Source organism: Kitasatospora acidiphila, from assembly GCF_006636205.1.
Classification (GTDB): domain Bacteria; phylum Actinomycetota; class Actinomycetes; order Streptomycetales; family Streptomycetaceae; genus Kitasatospora; species Kitasatospora acidiphila.
This window is the reverse complement of the sequence record NZ_VIGB01000003.1, coordinates 8162289-8182022: the sequence shown is the minus strand read 5'-3', so window position 1 is coordinate 8182022 and position 19734 is coordinate 8162289. Positions and strand designations below refer to the sequence as shown.

General features: G+C 70.9%; 17 protein-coding genes and 3 pseudogenes. 9 read left to right on the top strand and 11 right to left on the bottom strand.

Annotated features, from left to right (window positions below):
* Window positions 1-8: 8 nt before the first annotated feature.
* Window positions 9-578 carry a helix-turn-helix domain-containing protein gene (locus E6W39_RS38465; RefSeq protein WP_141637407.1) on the bottom strand — a complete coding sequence of 190 codons (570 nt, stop codon included), beginning with the start codon at window positions 576-578 and terminating at the stop codon, window positions 9-11.
* Between the two features lie 47 nt (window positions 579-625).
* Here E6W39_RS38465 and E6W39_RS38460 point away from each other — a divergent pair, with 47 nt between their 5' ends.
* Entirely contained in the window at window positions 626-1522 is an 897-nt protein-coding gene (locus E6W39_RS38460; RefSeq protein ID WP_141637406.1) for a class I SAM-dependent methyltransferase, read from the top strand.
* A 212-nt stretch (window positions 1523-1734) separates the two neighbouring features.
* Here the strand turns inward: E6W39_RS38460 and E6W39_RS38455 are convergent, their stop codons facing one another.
* Window positions 1735-2790 carry an alpha/beta hydrolase gene (locus E6W39_RS38455; protein ID WP_141637405.1) on the bottom strand — a complete coding sequence of 352 codons (1056 nt, stop codon included), beginning with the start codon at window positions 2788-2790 and terminating at the stop codon, window positions 1735-1737.
* Window positions 2791-2882: 92 nt separating this feature from the next.
* On the bottom strand, window positions 2883-3629 hold the full coding sequence (locus tag E6W39_RS38450; protein ID WP_228718581.1) for a TetR/AcrR family transcriptional regulator: 747 nt from the start codon (window positions 3627-3629) through the stop codon (window positions 2883-2885).
* A 139-nt stretch (window positions 3630-3768) separates the two neighbouring features.
* Here E6W39_RS38450 and E6W39_RS38445 point away from each other — a divergent pair, with 139 nt between their 5' ends.
* Window positions 3769-4497, top strand: coding sequence for a hypothetical protein (locus E6W39_RS38445; RefSeq protein ID WP_141637403.1), 729 nt, complete (start codon window positions 3769-3771; stop codon window positions 4495-4497).
* An 80-nt stretch (window positions 4498-4577) separates the two neighbouring features.
* Here the strand turns inward: E6W39_RS38445 and E6W39_RS38440 are convergent, their stop codons facing one another.
* Window positions 4578-4922 (bottom strand): ArsR/SmtB family transcription factor, encoded by a 345-nt coding sequence (locus E6W39_RS38440; RefSeq protein WP_141637402.1) that lies wholly within the window; start codon window positions 4920-4922, stop codon window positions 4578-4580.
* A gap of 117 nt (window positions 4923-5039) precedes the next feature.
* Here E6W39_RS38440 and E6W39_RS38435 point away from each other — a divergent pair, with 117 nt between their 5' ends.
* A complete protein-coding gene (locus E6W39_RS38435) occupies window positions 5040-6038 on the top strand; it encodes a zinc-dependent alcohol dehydrogenase family protein (RefSeq protein WP_141637401.1) in 999 nt (332 codons plus the stop codon).
* A gap of 4 nt (window positions 6039-6042) precedes the next feature.
* On the opposite strand, the gene E6W39_RS38430 is transcribed toward E6W39_RS38435, so the two are convergent.
* Window positions 6043-7338 (bottom strand): MFS transporter, encoded by a 1296-nt coding sequence (locus E6W39_RS38430; protein WP_141638205.1) that lies wholly within the window; start codon window positions 7336-7338, stop codon window positions 6043-6045.
* A gap of 205 nt (window positions 7339-7543) precedes the next feature.
* Window positions 7544-8171, bottom strand: a pseudogene (locus E6W39_RS38425) (histidine phosphatase family protein).
* Between the two features lie 230 nt (window positions 8172-8401).
* Here E6W39_RS38425 and E6W39_RS38420 point away from each other — a divergent pair.
* The 5 genes and pseudogenes from E6W39_RS38420 (at window position 8402) to E6W39_RS38405 (ending at window position 13829) form a co-directional block, all read left to right on the top strand.
* On the top strand, window positions 8402-9754 hold the full coding sequence (locus tag E6W39_RS38420; RefSeq protein WP_141637400.1) for a ricin-type beta-trefoil lectin domain protein: 1353 nt from the start codon (window positions 8402-8404) through the stop codon (window positions 9752-9754).
* Window positions 9755-9764: 10 nt separating this feature from the next.
* The gene (locus E6W39_RS40165) at window positions 9765-10013 is read left to right on the top strand and encodes a hypothetical protein (RefSeq protein ID WP_181799654.1); all 249 of its coding nucleotides are present in this window, start codon (window positions 9765-9767) and stop codon (window positions 10011-10013) included.
* The gene (locus E6W39_RS40160; RefSeq protein WP_181799653.1) at window positions 9995-10150 is read left to right on the top strand and encodes a hypothetical protein; all 156 of its coding nucleotides are present in this window, start codon (window positions 9995-9997) and stop codon (window positions 10148-10150) included. The genes E6W39_RS40165 and E6W39_RS40160 overlap by 19 nt, the downstream gene beginning before the upstream one ends.
* Window positions 10151-10690: 540 nt before the next feature.
* Window positions 10691-11485, top strand: a complete 795-nt coding sequence (locus E6W39_RS38410) for a hypothetical protein (RefSeq protein ID WP_141637398.1) — start codon at window positions 10691-10693, stop codon at window positions 11483-11485.
* A 266-nt stretch (window positions 11486-11751) separates the two neighbouring features.
* Window positions 11752-13829: pseudogene (locus tag E6W39_RS38405) on the top strand (phosphocholine-specific phospholipase C).
* 66 nt (window positions 13830-13895) lie between these two features.
* Here the strand turns inward: E6W39_RS38405 and E6W39_RS38400 are convergent.
* The 5 genes and pseudogenes from E6W39_RS38400 to E6W39_RS38380 all read right to left on the bottom strand — a co-directional run bounded on the left by E6W39_RS38400 (window position 13896) and on the right by E6W39_RS38380 (window position 18617).
* Window positions 13896-15217 (bottom strand): annotated as a pseudogene (locus E6W39_RS38400) (DUF5685 family protein).
* A gap of 168 nt (window positions 15218-15385) precedes the next feature.
* A complete protein-coding gene (locus E6W39_RS38395) occupies window positions 15386-16141 on the bottom strand; it encodes a GNAT family N-acetyltransferase (RefSeq protein ID WP_141637397.1) in 756 nt (251 codons plus the stop codon).
* 316 nt (window positions 16142-16457) lie between these two features.
* Window positions 16458-17156, bottom strand: a complete 699-nt coding sequence (locus tag E6W39_RS38390) for a VC0807 family protein (RefSeq protein ID WP_141637396.1) — start codon at window positions 17154-17156, stop codon at window positions 16458-16460.
* Window positions 17153-17827 carry a TetR/AcrR family transcriptional regulator gene (locus E6W39_RS38385; RefSeq protein WP_141637395.1) on the bottom strand — a complete coding sequence of 225 codons (675 nt, stop codon included), beginning with the start codon at window positions 17825-17827 and terminating at the stop codon, window positions 17153-17155. The genes E6W39_RS38390 and E6W39_RS38385 overlap by 4 nt, the downstream gene beginning before the upstream one ends.
* Before the next feature lie 82 nt (window positions 17828-17909).
* Window positions 17910-18617, bottom strand: a complete 708-nt coding sequence (locus E6W39_RS38380) for a CHAP domain-containing protein (RefSeq protein ID WP_181799652.1) — start codon at window positions 18615-18617, stop codon at window positions 17910-17912.
* Window positions 18618-18880: 263 nt separating this feature from the next.
* Here E6W39_RS38380 and E6W39_RS38375 point away from each other — a divergent pair, with 263 nt between their 5' ends.
* Window positions 18881-19717 carry a pentapeptide repeat-containing protein gene (locus tag E6W39_RS38375; RefSeq protein WP_228718580.1) on the top strand — a complete coding sequence of 279 codons (837 nt, stop codon included), beginning with the start codon at window positions 18881-18883 and terminating at the stop codon, window positions 19715-19717.
* Window positions 19718-19734: the final 17 nt, after the last annotated feature.

Below are 19734 nucleotides of genomic sequence, written 5' to 3'. Positions count from 1 at the left end.
GTCGTGCGTCAGCTCTCCGGCCGCAGGTGGGTGCGCTGGGCGTCGCGGTCGAAGATGCCGAGGATCTCGGCAGCACCGGACTGGGCGCCGATCGCGTGCGGGGTCATGGTGTGGAACTCGGCGGCCTGGCCCGCGTCGACCAGGATCCGGCGGTCGCCGAGCAGCAGCACGATGGTGCCGGAGAGCACGGTGAACCACTCGCGGCCGGGGTGGGCCTTCAGGTCGGCGGGGCCGGTCGGGGCGGGGCGGGTGATCCGCATCCGGGCCACGGTGACGGCCGGGTCGCGACCCAGGGCCCAGCTGGTCACGCCGGGTCCGGAGTCGGGGCGGGGTCGCAGGATCACGTCCTCGTCGGTGCCGGCCTGGACCAGTTGGTCCAGCGAGGTGTCCAGGGCGCGGGCCAGCGAGGCCAGCTGGTCGAGGCTGATCCGGCGGGCCCCGGTCTCGATGCGGCTCAGCGTCGACGGGCTGAGGTAGCAGCGGGCGGCGAGTTCGTCGAGTGACCAGCCCATCGCCAGCCGCAGTCCGCGGATCCGCTTGCGCACCAGGGCGTCCAACTCACTGAATTCTTGCGCCATGGGCAAGAGGCTATGCCATTGGCGCAAGATGTTCGTATCGTCGAAGCATGGCTGATCACACCCACCACCATCACCACCACCACGGCAGCGGCCACGGTGGACCGGAGAGCGCCGAGCGGCAAGCCGCCCTGGCCGCGATGCTCGACCTGGACGCCGAGGTGCTGCGCTCGCTGCACGACGACGTGGTCGACCTGGTCGCCGCGCACGCCGGGGACGCCGGGGACGTGCGGCGGTTCGTCGACCTGGGCAGCGGCACCGGGGCCGGCACCTTCGCGCTGCTCTCGCGCTTCCCCGAGGCCGAGGCGGTCGCCGTCGATGGATCGCCGATGATGACCGAGCACATGCTCGGCAAGGCGAAGGCCAATGGGACGGCGGACCGCGTGCGCGCTGTCGAAGCGGACCTGGACGGCGACTGGCCGGACTTCGGCGGCGGGCTGGACCTGGCCTGGTCCGCGACCGCGATGCACCACATGGCGGACCCGGCCCGGGCGATGCGCGAGGTGTTCGCCGCGCTCCGGCCCGGCGGGCTGTTCGCCCTGGTCGAGATCGACTCGCAGCCCCGGTTCCTGCCGGAGGAGCTCGGCATCGGCCGGCCCGGCCTCGAGCTCCGCTGCCGCGCGCTGCTGGAGCCCCAACGGGCCGTGGAGCTGCCGTACTTGGGCGCGGACTGGGGGCCGCTGCTGACCGGCGCCGGATTCGAGATCGCGGCCGAGCGGCGCTTCGAGGCCGAGCTGGCGCCGACCGGGTCGAAGGCGGTCGGCCGTTACGCCCAGCTGGTGCTGCGCGGGCTGCGGGACCGGATCGCCGAGGCGGCGGCCGCCGAGGACCTGGCGGTGCTCGACCAACTCACCGACGACGACGGCGCGCACAGCGTGCTGCGGCGCGCCGACCTGACCGTGCGCGCCGGCCGCCAGGTGTGGCTGGGGCGGCGTCCGGTGAAGTGACGCGGGGGCTGCTCAACAGCGGGGGCCGGGACGGGCCCAGCGCCGGGCGGCTGGGTGATGCAGTGGGCACCGCCTCAGCGGGTTCGTGCCGGTGGCCACTCGCAACCAGGCCGGCCCGGCCCGCGACGGGCTGGGTGATGCAGTGGGCACCGCCTCAGCGGCTCCGTGCCGGTGGCCACTCGCCACCGGGCCGGCCCGGCCCGCGACGCCGCTCAGCGGCTGAGCGCCATCCGCAGCGCGCCCGCCGCTTCGGCGGCGGCCTCGCGAAAGCGGCGGCCGACGCCCAGGTAGCTGAGGTAGCCGTGGATCAGGTCGGGCTGCCGGCTGAGTGCCACCGGCACGCCGGCCTCGCGCAGCCGCTCCGCGTAGGCCTCGCCCTCGTCGCGCAGCGGGTCGAAGCCCGCCGTGGCGATGTAGGCCGGCGGCAGGCCGGTGAGGTCGGCGGTGAGCAGTGGGGAGATCCGCGGGTCGGCGCGGTCCACGCCGGCCGGCGCGTAGTGGTCGCCGAACCAGTCCATCTGGTCGCTGGTCAGCAGGAAGCCGTCGGCGAACAGCTCGCGGGAGCGGCGGCGCCGGGAGGCGTCGGTGGCCGGGTAGCAGAGCAGTTGGAAGGCCGGTGCCGGGCCGCCCCGGGTGACGGCGAGCTGGGCGACGACGGCGGCCAGGTTGCCGCCGGCGCTGTCGCCGCCGACCGCGATCCGGTCCGGGTCCACGCCGAGGTCGGCGGCTTTGGCGTGGGCGTGGTCGAAGGCGGCGAGTGCGTCGTCCACGGCGGCCGGGAAGATGTGCTCGGGTGCTCGCCGGTACTCCACCGACAGCACCCGGACGCCCGCGTGCCGGGCCAGGAACCGGGCGGCGCCGTCGTGGCTGGCCCGGGAGCCGAGCACCCAGCCGCCGCCGTGGTAGAAGACCAGCAGCCCGGACGGTTCGTCCCCGAGGCCCGCAGGGATGTAGAGGGTGGCCGGGAGCTCGCCGTGCTCGACCGGTACCGGGATCTCGCGGACCGTCATCGGTTCGATGCGCGCGCCGCCTAGGGTGTGCCGCGAGTGCTCCACTCCGGTCCGGGACGGCTCGACCTGGCCGCTGGGGTGCACCAGGCCCTCGCCGGAGAGCTGCTGCAACCGCAGCAGCAGCTGGGCGTCGAGCGCCAGCAGTTGCCCGTCGCGGCGCACCTGCGGTCCGGCGATCGCCCGGCGCAGCGGCGCGGGCAGCCCGTACACCGCCCGCAGCGCTGCCGCCTGCAGTCGGACCTGGAACGGAATCGCCATCGGGCCTGCCTCTCTCGCCGCCTGGGCCGGCCGCCGGCCGGGATGGCGACAAAATTACCGGACGGTAGCCGAGTTGGGCAGAGGGCCGCCCGTCACCGCTGCGGGGGCGTCCCCAGCTCGTCGAGCAGGATGTCCAGGCCGGCCGCCAGCTCCACCTCCGGATCATGGTCCGCCAGCAGCCCGGCCAGTGCGCGCAGCCGTGGGTACTCCGTGACGGGCAGCCGGTGCAGCCCCAGCCTGAGCAGCGGTTCCGGCTCGTCGGGATTGTCGACGACCTGCCGCCGGTCCACCAGCAGGTAGCCGGTCGTCCAGCCGACGACGGCGCGGTAGAGGCGCAGTGTGGCGCGGTCGTCGAGTCCGGCCTGAGTCAGCAGCGCCAGGACGTGTTCATTGAGCCGGAGCGCCGCCGTCGAGCGGCGGGCCAGCGGCACGTCCAGCGGGCGGGTGACCACCAGCGGAAACACCCGAGGGTGGGCTTCGGCGACCGCTTGGAACACGTTGACGACCCGGTGCAGCTCGGCACGCCAGTCCGCACCGACGGCAGCGCCTGCCGGGCCGGAGTCGGTGGCCAGCCCGAGCCTCTCGTTCACCTCGGCACAGAACGCCTCCACCATGCCGTCCAGCAGCGCCTGCTTGCCGGAGGCGTAGCGGTAGAGGGCCATCGGCTCGACGCCCAGCTCGGTGGCGAGGCTGCGCATGGTCAGTGCGGCCAGGCCGTCGCGGTCGACCAGGGCGACGGCTGTGGCGAGCACCCGCGGGCGGGTCAGTCGGGCCCGCCGCGCCGGGGGTGCACGATCCCCGTCATGTGCGGCGGAGCTGCCGGTCCCGTCCCTGCTCACGGCCGCCTCCTGGGCTCTTCCGGTGGCTTGCCTCGTCCTTCTTGACTGGTCCTCGAAGGGGGCGGAGGCTTGTAAGTATACAAGGTACATATCTGGCATATACGTACATCCAACGCGTAGCCGCGCAGGGAGATGGACCATGAACCACGTCGCCGGCAAGTTCGGCAAACTCGCCCCCCAGTTCCCCACCGCGCTCCGGGACTTCGCGGCCTATGCCAAGACCCCGCTCCCCGCACCCCCGGCGGCGGTGGACTGGGCCAACAACGTTCCCGAGTGGCCCATGGACGGCAACGACCAGTACGGCGACTGCACGATGGCCGCCGCCGCGCACATGATCCAATCCTGGAACGCCGAGACCAAGGAGTCCGACGCCGTCCCGACGCCCAAGGACGTCGTGGCCGAGTACCTCCAGCTCACCGGCGGCCAGGACACCGGCCTGGTGGAGGCCGATGTGCTCAAGAACTGGCAGCGCAGCGGCCTGTGGGGCAACACCGCACTCGGCTACGCACCGGTCAACGTGCACGACCTGACCGCACTCCAGCAGACCATGTGGCTCTTCGGCGCCGTGTACGCGGGCATTCAGGTGCCGGCCAACGCACAGACGCAGTTCCAGCAGGGGCAGCCATGGAGCCTGGTGCCCGACTGGCAGCAGCAGCCGATCGAGGGCGGGCACGCGATCCCGCTGCTCGGCTATGACGCGGACTACATCTATGCGATCACCTGGGGCGGGGTGCAGCGGATCGCCTGGAACTGGTGGTCCACCTACTCCGACGAGGCATGGGCGGTGCTGGCCCAGGAGTACAAGGAGGCGGGGACCGTCAACGGCATCGACATGGCAGCGCTCACCGCCGACCTCGAGCAAGTCTGACCACCGAGCGGGTCCGACCACTCGGCAGGCCTGACCGTTCGCTTCGCGACGCACCGTCAGCGCGCCGCCCGGGCCTACCGCTATGCGCCGCCCGGGCCCGCCCCTTGCGCTGCCCGCTCCGCCTCGATCACCGCGGCCAGCAGGCCCGGGAAGGCCGCCTCGACCTCCGCACCGCGCAGCTCGTTCATCCGCGCGGTGCCCGCGTAGTACTGCCGGATCAGCCCCGCCTCGCGCAGGATCCGGAAGTGGTGGGTGGCCGTGGACTTGCTGACCGGGAGGTCGAACTCACCGCACTTGACGTCGGCGCGGGCACCGTCGAGTTGCGTGACGATGCTGCGCCGGACCGGGTCCACCAGGGCGTCGAGGACCTGCTGCAGGCTGACGGTCCGCGGGTCGGGGTGGTGCGGGGTGCGATCGGCGTCCATGGCTCCATAGTACGACGGCCGTCAAAGTTTGACAGCGATCGTACTTTCCGTTTGAGTGGGAACCGCCTCGGAGAGGCCTCCGGGGTGACCCGCACAAGGGCAGGGGAGGACGACGCGATGACCAAGGCAGTGCTGTTTCACGAGCTCGGCGGACCTGAGGTGATGCGGCTTCAGGAGGTGACGGTCGGCGAGCCGGGCCCCGGCGAGGTGCGGATCCGGGTGGATGCGATCGGCCTCAACCGGGCGGAGGTACTGTTCCGCACCGGCCACTACATCGAGGCCGTCAGGCAGTTCCCGGCGCGGCTGGGCACCGAGGCCGCCGGCGTGGTCGAGGCGGTCGGCGACGGTGTCACCGACTTCCGGCCCGGCCAGCCGGTCAGCACCGTGCCCGGCTTCTCGCAGAACGACTACGGCATCTACGCCGAACAGGCGCTGGTCCCCGCCGGCGCGCTGCTGCACCGCCCCGAGGAGCTCGACCCGGTGGCGGGCGCCTCGGTCTGGATGCCCTACCTCACCGCCTACGGCGCCCTGATGGAGACCGGCGGCATGCGGCCCGGCGACACCGTGCTGGTGAACGCGGCGTCCAGCAGCACCGGGCTGGCGGCCATCCACCTCGCCAACCGGATCGGCGCCCGCGCGATCGCGCTGACCCGCACCGAGGCCAAGAAGGAGGCGCTGCTGAAGGAGGGCGCGGCGGAGGTGATCGCCACCGAGCAGGAGGACGTCGCCGCGCGGGTGCGCGCGGCCACCGACGGGCGGGGCGCGGAGTTCGTCTTCGACGCCGTTGCCGGCCCCGGCATCACCGAACTGGCCCGACTGGTCGCCCCGGAGGGAACCCACATCGTCTACGGCGCGCTGAGCGGCGAGCCCACCCCCTACCCCGGCATCGAACTCGGCCTGCCCGCCCTCGCCATCCGCTCGTACACCATGCACGAGGTCAGCCGGCACCCCGAACGGCTGCGCCGGGCCGAGGCGTTCATCATCGCCGGGCTGCGGTCCGGCGCGTTCCGCTCGGTGGTGGACCGGACCTTCGAGCTGGACCACATCGTGGACGCGCACCGCCACTTGGAGTCCAACGCGCAGATCGGCAAGATCGTGGTGACCGTGCCGCGCTGAGCGGTCAGGCGGGTGCGGAGGTCGCCCTGGCCCGCCCCGCCAGCAGTACCACCGCCGCGCACGGAAGCAGCAGCACCGCGAACGCCCAGCGGAAGCCCCCGACGCCGGCCGCGACGCCCCCGAGCCCGTTGAACAGCCCCGACGCCGCGCCCAGCACCACGATCTGCCCGAGGTTCTGGGTGGTCTGCATGGCGCTGCTGGCGAACCCCTGGCGGTCCGCCGGTGCGTGGGAGAGGGAGAGCAGCGTCAGCGAGGGGGCCAACGCGCCCATGCCCACGGCGGCGAGCACCAACGCCGCGGCGGCCGGTGCCGCCGGCAACGCGCGCACCGTGGCGAGCCCTGCCACCGCCACCGCACCGGCCAGCACCACCGCGCCGCCGGCCACCAGCCGGTGGCGCGGCACCCGTTCCAGCCAGTGGCTCTGCACCCAGGAGGCCGCTGCCCAAGCCAGTGCCGCACCCGTAAAAGCCAATGCGGGGACCGCCGTTGGAACGCGTCGCACGGTGTCCAGCAGCAGCGGCACGAACGCCTCGACGGTGAAGTACACACCCGAACTCAGGCCGCGCAGCAGCACCGAGGCGGGCAGTCCGCGCGCCGCCCGCCAAGTGCCGTGCGGCAGCAGGCGGGAGGCGAAGAGCACCAGCAGCAGCACTCCCACCGCGCCGCAGAGCAGATGGCCGAGGTCCGAGCCGGCGACGGCGTACTGCCCCAACGCGGCCCCGACACTGACGGCGGCGGCCGCGCCCAACCCAGGCCGTGCAGTGGACAGTCGGGCTGGCGGCGGCTCGGATCCGCGGCGGCGCAGCACCAGCACGACGGCCACGGACGGCAGCACGGTCAGCGCAGCCAAGGCGAAGAACACCGCCCGCCATGACCACCAGGAGGCGACCAGTCCGGCCAGCGGCGGCCCGGTGAGCGACGGGATGATCCACGCGGAGCTCATCAGCGCCAACGCCCGGGCCCGCAGCCGGTCCGGAAACGACTGCCCGATCGCGGTGTTGACCGACACCGCGACCAGGCCCGCCGCGATCCCGTCCAGGAACCGGCCGGCCGCCAGCTGCCAGATCGAGGTGCTGGTGGCCGAGACCAGCAGGGTGACCACGGAGAGCAGCACGCCCGCCGCCAGCGGCCGGCGCGCGCCCCGGCGGTCCGCCCAGCCACCGCCGATCACCCCGCCGAGCAGGCCGGCCGCCACGAAGCACCCGGCCGCCAACGGGTAGAGCGGCAGGCCGTGCAGCTCGCGCGCCGCCAGCGGCAGCGTCGGCAGCACGGCGAGCGCGGCGAACCCGGTGAGGAACATCACCGCCGTGAAGCTGACCGTTGCGGCGGCGTAGCGGCGGGAGAACAGGCCCGGGGGTTCCTGGTCCTGCGTCAGTGGTACTGCCCGGTCGGTGATTGGGGAGTGCTGCCGTTGACCAGTCATGGCCACGCAACCTAGCGAGGCATGATGGTCTACACCACTGATATTCCAACCGGGGTCCGCGGACACCGACGGCCAGTCGGCATCAGACCCGTAGTTCGGGCGGGAAGCCGGTCCAGCGGAGTTCGGCGGGCAGGTGGTCCACGTCGTTGTGCACCAGCACCGACGGCAACCGCCCGGGTGCGTACCGGATCACCGTCAGCGCGGCATTGCCCTGGTTGAGCCCGAGCCAGCGCCACTCGGGCGCACCGAGGGCGTGGCGGACCAGCCAACCGACCAGGAAGCTGTGCGTCACCAGCAGTTCATGGCTGGCGCTCCCGGTCGCCGACGACCGGGCCGGTGAACCGCTCCACCGCCTGTCGCGCCAGCACCGGCCCGTTTTCCCGCTCCTCGTCCGTCGCTTGGGCGAGGAACCGCATCAGGTGGTCCGCGGCCTCCGGTGGGAGCTCCGAGCGCTGCGGGAAGGACGGCATGTAGTCGCCGGCGCACTCCGCCTCGCGCAGCTCGGCGCCCGGCAGTTGCTCGGCGATCAGTCGGGCGGTCTGCGCGGCCCGGCAGAGCGGACCGTGGTGCACCAGCGAGATCGGCCGCCCTGCCAGGCGCTGCCCGACGAGTACGGCCTGCCGCCGCCCGTTCGCCGACAGGCCGGTCTCGTCGGGCAGCGCCTCGCCGTGCCGGACCAGGTAGAGGTAGCGGGTTGCCGTGCCGGTCATGTCCTGTGCTCCATGTTCGTCCCGGGCGGTCGTCGCCGCCCCTCCGCCCGTTGACGCTCGTTAATGCGCCCCCGGTTCCACTTCCGAACCTGATCGATCATCGGGTCGGCGATTGCGATGATCGTCCATTAGTTGAATCAACTCTTCCGAGAACCCACGGCCGTTCAGCGTATTGACGTGTCCCTTACTACAGGAGTTGAATCCGCGTCAGTCGATTCAGGGAGCCACTCATGCCTTCCCGAACCATCCCCCACCCTGTCCCCCACCACCTCCCCCACCACCCGCGCCGGCCGCTCCGCCGCCTGTTCCGTCGCTGGGCGGCCGCCGCACTGGTGGCCGCGCTCGCCGTCCTGGTCACCCCCGCCACCCGGGCCGCAGCCGCCGCGGTGCCCCCGCCCCCGGCCGGCTGGACGACCGTGTTCAGCGACGACTTCTCCGGCCCGGCCGGCAGCGCGCCGTCGGCCGCCAACTGGACCTACGACACCGGGCCGGGCTCGAACTTCGGCACCGGCGAGATCGAGACCATGACCAACTCGACCAGCAATGTGCACCTGGACGGGAACGGCCATCTCGACATCACTGCCCTGGGCAACGGCGGCAGTTGGACCTCCGGCCGGATCCACACCCCCAGCGCGCTGGTCGGTGCACCGGCCGGCGGCAAGCTGGAGGTGACCGCCGGCATCCAGCAACCCGCCGGCGGCCCCGGCTACTGGCCCGCGTTCTGGATGCTGGGCCCCGGCCAGTGGCCCGAGAACGGTGAGATCGACATCATGGAGGACGTCAACTCCCTCTCCGAGGTTGCCGGGACCATCCACTGCGGCACCTACCCCGGCGGCGTCTGCAACGAGGGCAACGGCATCGGCAGCGGGCTGCAGGCCTGTTCGGGCTGCCAAAGCGGCTTCCACACCTACTCGATGATCCTCGACCGCACCAACACCGCGGCCGAGAGCATCACTTGGTACCTGGACGGGGCCGCGTACTTCAGCGTCAACGAGAGCCAGGTCGGCTCCGCCGTCTGGCAGCAGGCCTTCGACCACAACCTGTCCATCATCTTCGACCTGGCGATCGGCGGCGGGTTCCCCAACGGCGTCTGCGGCTGCACCACACCGACCTCCGCCACCACCTCGGGCGGCACGATGAGCGTCGGCTACGTCGCGGCGTACACCACCAACGGCGGCTCGGGCGGCGGTGGTTCGGGCGGCGGACCGGTGGTGGGCTACGGCGGGCTCTGCCTGGACGACCGCAGCGGCAGCACCGCCGACTACAACCCCGTCCAGGTCTACACCTGCAACGGCACACCCGCCCAGCAGTGGACCTTCGTCCAGGCCGGCAGCACCCTGCACGCGCTCGGCAAGTGCCTGGACATCAACGGCGGCGGCACCGCCAACGGCACCACCGTCGACCTCTACACCTGCAACAACACGGCCGCCCAGGTCTGGATCCCGCAGTCTGACGGCGCCCTCTACAACCCGCAGTCCAACAGGTGCCTGGACGACACGGGTTGGTCCACCACCCCGGGCACCCAGGTGCAGATCTGGGACTGCACCGGAAGCGCCAACCAGCAGTGGAAGCTGCCCAGTTGACCAACTCCTGGTGATCGTCGGGGCCACCGCCGCCTTCGCTGCGGTGGCCCCGAGCCGCATCCGCTGTCAGCCGCCGAGCAGCGGAAGGAGCACCATCACCAACCCGAAGAGCCCCAGCAGCACCGACACCACGATCATCAAGCTCCGCCGTTGGGCCCGCAAGGCCGGGGACGCCGACGACGCCGGCCGGCCACTCCCCCCGTCGCCGGGCACCCAGGGAGCCGCGGTCCAGGCGTCCTGGTGGCGCTGTCCACCGTAGTGATGCCCGCCGTGGTGGTGCTGCCCGCCGTGGTGGTGGCTTCCACCGTCGTGATGCCCGCCGTAGTGGTGGTGCCCGCCATCGTGGTGCCCACCGAAGTCGCCGCCGCCGTGACCGTCCATCAGGTTCCCCCCTAGCTTGCCGAACCGACTGTCAGCCAGCGTGGCACTCAGTACGCACCCCGCACCTCAAGGGAAGCTCTGGACCAACGTCGATCGTTCAGGCGGCGGGCGGGATGCTCGACGGCCTTGCCCACGTGGTGTCAGGTCGCGTAAGCAGGAGGAGCATCGCCTTACCCGGCCTCCGCACTTCGCCGCTCGTACAGCCGCTGCTCCCGCTCCTCGCCGACTGGGCTGTCGAAGGCCGGGAACATTTCGCGGCCGTCCCCGACCAGCCACCGTGGCAACTCGGCCGCCAGTGCAGCGTCGGCAGAACCTGGTAGCCCGAGCGTCCTCACGCGTCCCCCGCCTCCGCAAGTCCGATAGAATCCCAGCCGTCCAGCATCAGGCCCAGGAGGTTCGGTGTCCGACCCGATCACCGCAAGCACAGCATTTGCATGTGACAAAGGCCCCTGCCCTGCCTGACATTCTTTTGGTAAATCTGCTTCTCGCACTACCTGCTGGGCTCCGCTTGCCACACAAGGGTTCGCTTGGGGAAGGTTTCGAGTGGCATCTGTAATGGGGAACTTCACCTATTCCTACCGAGAGCTCGTCTCTTCGGAGAGGGATATTGTTCTGCATCTCCTCGAACGCGCTGAATCGCTGCTTGCCGGCAGCCGCTTCATACCTGAATGTGCAGCCTGGATCGAGGAGCTCAAGGCATTAATCTCCCTCATCGACCCACTCGGGGAGGACTACAGCGGATCGATAGCAGCTACGGCCCATGATGCGCAATGGCACCTCGGGAACAGTCCGAGGGATCTTGAGGGCGCTTTCATCGTGTTCAGTCAGTACGTCGGCGTTGCCCGCTCACTGATCGGCAGGCCCGTCAAGACGGTGGCCGCCAAGGTTCCCCAGAGCGGGTTCGTTGAGTCACGTGCGGTTTTCCACCGGCGCTCGCTCGAGCCCCAGACCAACCTGGTATTCGTGCTGATGCCCTTCAGCGAGAATTGGTCCGATTATATTTGGAGGCGAGAGGTCAAGCAGATCGTCGAGTCCATCGAGGGACACTCCCTTATCTGCCGCCGGGCGGACGACCTGTACGGTCATGACGTCATGGTGGATGTATACGAATCCATTGCAACGGCTCGAATCGTGATTGCCGAGGTGACCAACCGAAACGCCAACGTATTTTACGAGTTGGGCCTGGCCCACGCCCTGGGGAAGGATGTCATCATCCTCGCTCAAGATACCAGCCACATCCCGTTCGACCTGCAGCGATTCCGGCATTGCATTTACTCCAACGACGGGGAGGGCTATGACGTCCTGCGGAACTGGCTGCCCGAAGCCGTCAAGGCCGCCCTGAATCGATGAACCCTGCATGAAGTTGCGGATGCCGGCGCGGGGCGTCGAGTACTCGATCACCATGACCACGGTGAACCAGGAAGAGCAGCGGTCGCATCACCACATGCTACGCACCCCGCGCGCGCTACGGGCTCCGTGCTGTCGGGTGGCTTGACGGTGAACCGTCCACTCGGTTTCATCTGACAGCCATACAGTTACTGGTGAGTCGCAACCTGCTTGCCAGATAGTCCTATGGCCCCCCAAGTTGTATAGCTTACTCTTCCCCGGAGGCCATGGTGTCCCCCGTCACCCGCCGCACGTTCCTGGGCTCTGCCGCCGCGCTTGGCGCGGTCGTCGGCCTGGAGGCTCTCCCCGGTGCCGCCCAGCGCGCCACCGCCGCAACCGGTGCCACCGGCACCAGCGGTACGATCACGGACGTCAAGCACGTCGTGGTCCTGATGCAGGAGAACCGCAGCTTCGACCACTACTTCGGCACGCTGAAGGGCGTGCGCGGCTTCGGCGATCGTACGGCCATCCAACTGCCCGACGGCAACAGCGTGTTCAACCAGCCGAACGGCAGCGGCCGGCAGTACCCGTGGCAGTTGAGCGCGACCGGCACCTGGTGGTGGGGGTCGAGCGGCGAGCTGCTGGCCCAGTGCGACGGGTCGCTGGACCACTCCTGGTCCACCCAGCACCAGGCCTGGAACGGCGGCAAGATGGACTCCTGGATCGCCGCCAAGGGTTCCAACCGGACCATGGGCTTCATGAACCGGTCGGACATCCCGTTCCACTACGCGCTGGCCGACGCCTACACCATCTGCGACGCGTACCACTGCTCGATCCTGTCGGCGACCGGCCCCAACCGCACCTACCTGTGGTCCGGCATGATCGACCCGGCCGGCACGGCGGGCGGCCCGGCCTACGACGGCGGCTCCGAGTCCGGTCTGAAGTGGCAGACCTATGCGGAGGCGCTGCAGAACGCCGGGGTGACCTGGAAGGTCTACCAGAACGCCTCCGACAACTTCGGCGACAACGGCTTGGCCTACTTCAACCAGTTCACCAGCGCGCCGAGTTCGAGCCCGCTGTCGCAGTACGGCATGGGCTCGGTGCCCAGCAGCGGCTCCACTCCGGACGACATCGCCAACGCGATCAAGGCCGATGCCGTCAACGGCACCCTGCCGCAGGTCTCCTGGGTGGTCTCCAACCAGCTCTTCTCCGAGCACCCGGACGGTCCGCCGGAGAACGGCGCGCACTTCGTCAACCTGGTGCTGCAGGCGCTGGCCGCCAACCCGGACACCTTCAACTCCACCGTCCTGTTCCTCAACTACGACGAGAACGACGGCTTCTTCGACCACGTGCCGCCGCCGGCCGCCCCGGCCAACACCGCCGGCGAGTTCTACAACGGCACCAACATCGGCCTCGGCTTCCGGGTCCCGATGATCATCGCCTCGCCGTGGACCCGCGGTGGCTGGGTCGACTCCCAGGTCTACGACCACACCAGCGTCATCCGGTTCCTGGAGACCTGGACCGCTGCGCTGGGCACCCCCGCCCTCTCCCCCAACATCAGCGCCTGGCGGCGTCAGGTCTGCGGCGACCTCACCGGCGCGTTCGACTTCGCCAACCCCGTCTACGGGCTGCCCAGCCTGCCGGACACGAGCGCCACCATCAGCCAGGCGACCGCCAACGTGCAGATCAACCCCAGCCCCGGCACCAACTCGCTGCCCACCCAGGAGTCCGGCACCAAGCCGGCCCGTGCGCTGCCCTACCAGCCCAACGCCTGGGTCGACCGGATCGAGTACGACGCCAACAACCAGATCCTGCTCTGGATCGACATGGCCAACCAGGGCCCGCAGGCCACCGCCTACGCCCACTACTCGATCTACTCGAACGCCCACCGCACCGGCGGCCCTGGCAGTACACCGTGGCGCCCCACAACGCCGCCACCGGGACCGATGGCAGCACCAGCGACTTCTTCAACATCGGTGCCAACTACGGCAACGGCCAGTACGACCTGAGCGTGTACGGCCCCAACCGCTTCCTGCGCCACTTCACCGGCGACGCCACCGCGGCCGGCAGGACCGCCGAGGCGTCGACGTACTACGCCCCGGCGCCGGACTCCGGCCAGCAGGCCGTCTGGTTCAAGCTGGCCAACACCGGCACCGCCGCCGTGACCTTCACCATCACCTCGTCCAACTACCGCACCGGCAGCTGGACTTACCAGGTCGCCCCGGGCGCGACCGTGACCGACTACTTCAACAACGTCGCGATCTGCAATGGCTGGTACGACTTCACCGTGACGGTGAGCGGCGACTCCTCCTGGAGCCGGCGCGCCACCGGCCACATCGAGACCGGCAACGCGAGCGTGAGCGGCTGACGGTCCGTCACCCGCTGAGGGCGGGGCGCGACTTCCTTCTGGAAGCCGCGCCCCGTCTGATGGGATTCAGTTGCAGTCGCAGCAGCTGCAGCAGTCGCAATCGCAGTCGCACCCACCGCAGCAGCCGGCGCTTTCGGCGTCACAGCAGCACTGGCAGCCCTGGCAACTGCAGTCGCAAGGATCGCAGCAGTCACAGCAGTCGCAGTCGTGCCGCTCACAGAAGCCCTTGCGGGGCTCGCGGGTGAACGGGTGATTGTGCTCGCAGCAGAGCAACTGGCAGGTGCAGGCGAGCAGCGCCCACATCGCGCAGCCGGCCAGCGGGCCGCGCGGCGGCTTGCCCGGAGTCTGGGGCGGCATCGGCGGCTGGCCCCCGCCGTAGTGGTACGGGTTGCCGGGCGGCGGCGCGTCCTGGAACGGCCCGCCTGGTAGGGGTTCTGCTGGTACGGCCCGCCCTGGTAGGGGTTCTGCTGGTACGGCCCGCCCTGGTTCGGCGCACCCTGGTAGGGGTTCCCCTGGTAGGGGTTGCCCTGGTACGGATTGTGCGAGCCCGTGGCGCCCTGCGACTTCGTGGCGCAGGCGGCGCCGTGCCGGTGCCCGAAGACCCGCTCCACGGCCGCCTCGGTCTCGTGCGCCAGCAGCAGATGGGTCAGCGCCCGGTCGGTGAGCTCAACGTCCTTGAGGGCGAGGCGGATTCCGTGCACCGCGTCCCGGCAGAGGCGCTCGACCTCGGCCCGGGAGGTGCCGGTGGCGGTCAGCGGGTTCCAGGCGCCGGCCTTGTCGTCGGCCTCCTGGTCCTCGGCCGCGTCCAGCAGGTGGGCGAGGCGGCCGAAGAGGCGGCCCGCCTCGCTGAGCGCGGCGGCGTTGCCGGGGCGCTCGGCCAGCACCGCGGTGTGCGCGAAGGCGGCGGCGGTGGCGGTCTCGGTGGGCTCGGTGACCAGCAGCACCGAGCTGCCGGGTATCGCGGTGCGCTCCAACTCGCCCTGCCGCGAGGCGGCGTCCAGCAGCACGGCGGTGTCGAAGCCGACCACCGCGCCGCTGCCCGCGCTCTGCTTGTCCCAGCGGCGGGCCACCACGCGGGCGCCGGCCGCCACCGGGCGGCGGGCGAACACCCCGTCGGCGTCCAGCACATGGTCCCGGACCTTGACGGAGGCCAGGGCGAGCGAGACGGCTGCCGCCAGCCTGGCCCCCTCGCCCTTCGCCACCTCGGCCGACCGCATGCCGCGCAGCGGGCACGGTCCGGCCGTGCGCCGCCCGTCCGCCCGGGCGGCGGCCGGACGTTGGGCCTCGACCAGCACTGAGATGATCAGGCCGTCGTAGTTGGTGGCGGTCCGGGCCAGTTGGCCGTGGTCGTCCCGCAGTGCCAGGCAGAGCCCGCACAGGTGCGCCATCCAGGACGTCTTCAGCTTGTCCGTCAGCCGGTGCTGGCATGGTCTGATGATTCCGAACACGTATGACTCCTCGTCCGCGCCGACGAGGGCGCCCCCATGATCGGGCGTCATCCTACTGATCATCCGTGGTGGTGGGGGCGGCCGGGACCGCCCCACCCCCAGAGCTGCTCAGCCTTCGAGCGAGATGTACAGGCGGGTGCCCGCCGGCCGGAAGCCCACGCCCTCGTAGACCCGGCGCGAACCGTCGCCTGAGTACTCCAGCCAGACCGACTCGGCGCCCTGCGCGAACATCGCCTCGGTCAGCGCCGCGGTGACGGCGCCCGCGATCCCCTGGCGGCGGAACTCCGGCCGGGTGCCGACCCCGGCGAGCTCCGAGGTGCCCACCGCCGGCGCCGAGCAGGACGCCCCGCCGGCGCAACTCCCGTCGGGCGCCCGGACGAACCGCACGGCCCCGCCGTTCTGCTGGGTCCGGCGCAGCCGGGCGATGCCCTCCGGGGAGTGGGCGAAGGCGCCACCGAACGACTCGGCGAGCGCCGCGTCGATGGCGGCGAACTCCTCGTCCTGGGACGGGATTTCCACGGTCGGGCCGTCGGCCGCCGTGGGCAGCGTCAGGGTCTCCGGAGTGCAGACCAGGTACTCGTGTGTCTCCTCGACGGTGAAGCCGGCGGCGAGCAGCGCCGGCGCCACCTCGGGCGCGGTGTTGGGCGCGAACTCCAGGCGCGGCTTGAGCCCGCGCTCCCGGAAGACCGCGATCAGTGCGGCGACATCGGCCTCGGTGGGCCGGGTACCGGGCAGCGGGGTGGCGTAGTTGATGTACGGGCTGGTGGTGCCGGGGTCGATCCCGACCACGAAGCCCCCGGTCTCGACGACCTCGGGGCGGCGGCGCAGGTTGGCAACGGCAAAGTTCTGGACAAGGGTGTCCACGGTGGTGTTGACCTCACGAAAAGAAGATGGATGAAGGCAGGATGCTTCAACGGATGCGGCACTGCTGACGCTGCGTCAGCTCGCGCGTTCGTGGGGCCACCGCTGGGGTGAACGGTACGACGAGTGCTGCCAGTTGAGACTGGAGCAGTTGCTCAGTACCGGCGGCGGCCGCTGAAGGACGCCGGGGCCATAGGACTTCATTCCTTTGATGAGAATTGCTTGCATTCTGCAAGGCGGGAAGATCGTCCCACGCGGGTTCGCGTCGGCGCAAGAGGTCATGCGAGGGTGCACGCAAGAGGCCGGCGGCGCGGGGGCGTCAGGGGGTCGCGGTCTCCGCACTTGCCGGTCGGGCCGGTTCGGCGAGCGGGGCGTAGAGGCTGGAGCGGCGGTCGTAGAGGCCGGTGGCGATGTAGTAGACGTTGGTGATCACGATCATGACGAGCAGCGTCACGCCGTAGAGCAGGTTGCCGAGGCCCGGCACCAGATCGGGCGGCAGGGTGTAGGCCATCACCACCCGGGCCGCCGAATCGGCGAGCAGTGCGATGCCCCACAGCACGCTGCCGACTCGCCAGATGCGGCGGAACTTCGGCAGTCGTTCCCACAGTTCGTCCCAGTCGCCCGGGATGCTGACCACCCGGGTGCGGTGTTCGAGCAGCGGCCGGGTGTAGTGGAACGCGAGCGGGCGGGCCGCCCAGATGGAGCCGATGAACCAGAGCCCGGAGATCCCGGTCAGCCAGGCGCCGCGGGCGAGCAGGAACCGCGGGCTGCCGTCGATCAGCGAGATGGCGGTGCTGAACAGCATCACGGCCATCATGTAGAGGGCCAGGCCCTCCACCTTGCCGTAGCGGAGCAGCCGGATCACGGCGACGGCCGCGGGCAGCACCGCGACGATCACCAGCGTGAGGTAGATGCTGACGCCTGCGGCGCGCAGCCCGTAGTAGATCGCCGTTGGGACTCCGATGTCCGCCAGCACCCGCAGCACTCGGCCAAGTCGCCGCCGCTGCACGGGGTTCATCGGGTCCGCCGGGTGGCGAGGTCGAAGAGGGTGACCAACTCCTCGGCGTAGTGGCCGAGATCGAGGCCGGGCTCGGTGCGGAGCAGGAACGGCAGGCCGTCCAGCGAGCGTTGCACGGCGGCCGCCATGACGAAGGTGTCGAAGGGGCGGAACTCCCCCGCCTGCTGACCGGCGGCCAGGATGCGCTGCAGATGGCCCAGCACCTCCCTCTCGGTGCCCGCGTCGTAGCCGCCGGCCGGGCCCGCACCCTGGCCTTCCCCTCCCTGGCGTTCCGCACCCCGGCCTTCCGTGCCACGGCGTTCGGTGCCCTGCTGCTCCAGGAAGATCGACATCAGGGCCTGCATCTGCGGCCGGTGCTCGGCGATGAAGCCGGTCACGCCCCGGATGTACGCGGCGAGGGCGCCGCGCGAGTCCGCGCAGTTCGCCAGCCGCTCCCCCAGGTGCCGCGCCATGTTCGCGTGGACGTCGGCCACCACCGCTTGGATCAGCTCGTCCTTGCCCGCGAAGTGGTAGGAGATCAGCCGGGTGCTGCTCAGCTCGGCGCGCTCCGCGATTCGCGCGAACGACGTCTGGGCGTAACCGAGTTCGGCGATGGTCTCGATGGTGGCCGCGACGATCTGCGCGCGCCGGGCGACGGCGGTGACCGAGCGGCCCGGATCTCTTACTGGCATGAGTAAAAATTACGTCCTGCGAGTAACTCCTGGCAAGAGTGGACGGCCGATCAACTGCGGTGCGGGGGACCGCCGCTGGGGATCAGATTCCTCGGGGCGTGACATACGCGGTGATGACGTAGTGCTGGGCCGTCTGGTAGCTGCCGACCGGGACCTGGTCGGCGGCCACCGGCTCGGTGACCACCCGGGAGGTCCTGGCGAAGTGGGCCTGCGCGGCGACCGGGTCCCCGGGGATGTCCTCGCCGCCCCAGTCGCCATTGGTGATCTCGATGGAGCCGTGCCGGTGGACGGCGGTCACGATGCCGACGTGGTGGGTGGAGTAGACGGCGGCGTCGCCCAGCCGCGGGCGGTAGTCGGGGTCGGTGTGCACCCTGCTGCCATTGTCGGGCGCATGGGTCACGAAGTTGTGCGCCCAGCCGTCCAGGCCGGTGACATCGGCGCCCGCGCGCTGCCAGGCCCACTTGACGAAGTCCGCGCACCAGTACTCGGGCTCACCGTTGTTACCGGTGCAGCTCTCGCCGAACGCGGTGCCGCCGAGCACGTTCCGGGACGGGTTGACGCTGGAGCAGGTCCCGGCCCCGCGCCCCTCGTTCGCCCGCGCCAGCTGTGCGGCGGCGCGGCCCGGGTGCCAGCCGAACCGCATGTCCTTCGCGGCGGCCGTCGAGCCGTCGGCCGCGACCAGCGCGGCGGCGAGCAGCACCCCCAGCGTGACCGCCCGCCCGGGCAGTGCGGGCCTGGTGGCCGTGGTGGTCGTGGTGGTCACAGTGCTCACGGTGGTCTTGGTGCTCACGGTGGTTTTGGTGGTCACGGGCAATGCGCGGCGGAACGAGCGCATCGGTAACGCCTCCGTTCGGCGGGGATCGGGGCACCATCGGACCACTCGCCCGCCGTTTCACCGACGCACCCGGGGTGGGGCGACGGCCGGGTCCACCCGGTTGGCGCAGATGTGCGACGGAGGCCTCGGCGTTCGGAGGGGCCCCGGCGTCTGGGAGAATGGATCGGTTCCGGAGCACTCGGCAGGAGGTCCGGAGTACTCGGCAGGAGATCAGCACGTTGTCCCAGCAGCCCCACGCCCCAGCCCACCACGACGGCCGCCAGGAGCTGACGGCCGACTGTGCGAACTGCTTCGGCCTCTGCTGCGTCGCGCTGCCGTTCGCCCGGTCCGCCGACTTCGCGGTCAATAAGGACGCCGGTCAGCCGTGTCGCAACCTGCAGCAGGACTTCCGGTGCGGCATCCACTCGGAGCTCCGACCGAAGGGCTTCGCCGGCTGCACCGTCTTCGACTGCTTCGGCGCCGGCCAGAAGGTCTCCCAGGTGACCTTCGGCGGCCGGAGCTGGCGGGAGGAACCGGGCAGCTCACGGCTGATGTTCCAGGTCTTCCCGGTGATGCGGCACCTGCAGGAGCTGCTCTGGTACGTCGCGGAGGCGCTCGCCCTGCCCGAGGCCCGCTCCGTGCACAAGCAGCTGCGCGGCGCCTACGACAAGGTGGACGGCCTCACCCGGGGCAGCGCAGAGTCGATCACCGAGCTCGATGTGATGGCGCTGCGCGGCGAGGTCAATGAGCTGCTGCTGCGGGCCGGCGAGCTGGCCCGGGCCACGGTGCCCGGCAAGAAGCGCAACCACCGCGGGGCCGACCTGATGGGCGCGAAGCTCGCCGGTGCGAATCTGCGCGGGGCCAGCCTGCGCGGGGCGCTGCTGGTCGCCGCCGACCTCAAGAAGGCCGATCTGCGCACGGCGGACCTGATCGGCGCCGACCTGCGCGACGCCGACCTTCGGGGCGCCGACCTCACCGGCGCCCTCTTCGTCACCCAGGCCCAGCTCAACGCCGCCAAGGGCGATGCCGCCACCGCCCTGCCGGCCGCCCTCACCCGGCCCGCGCACTGGTCCTAGGCGGCTCCTGCACTCGG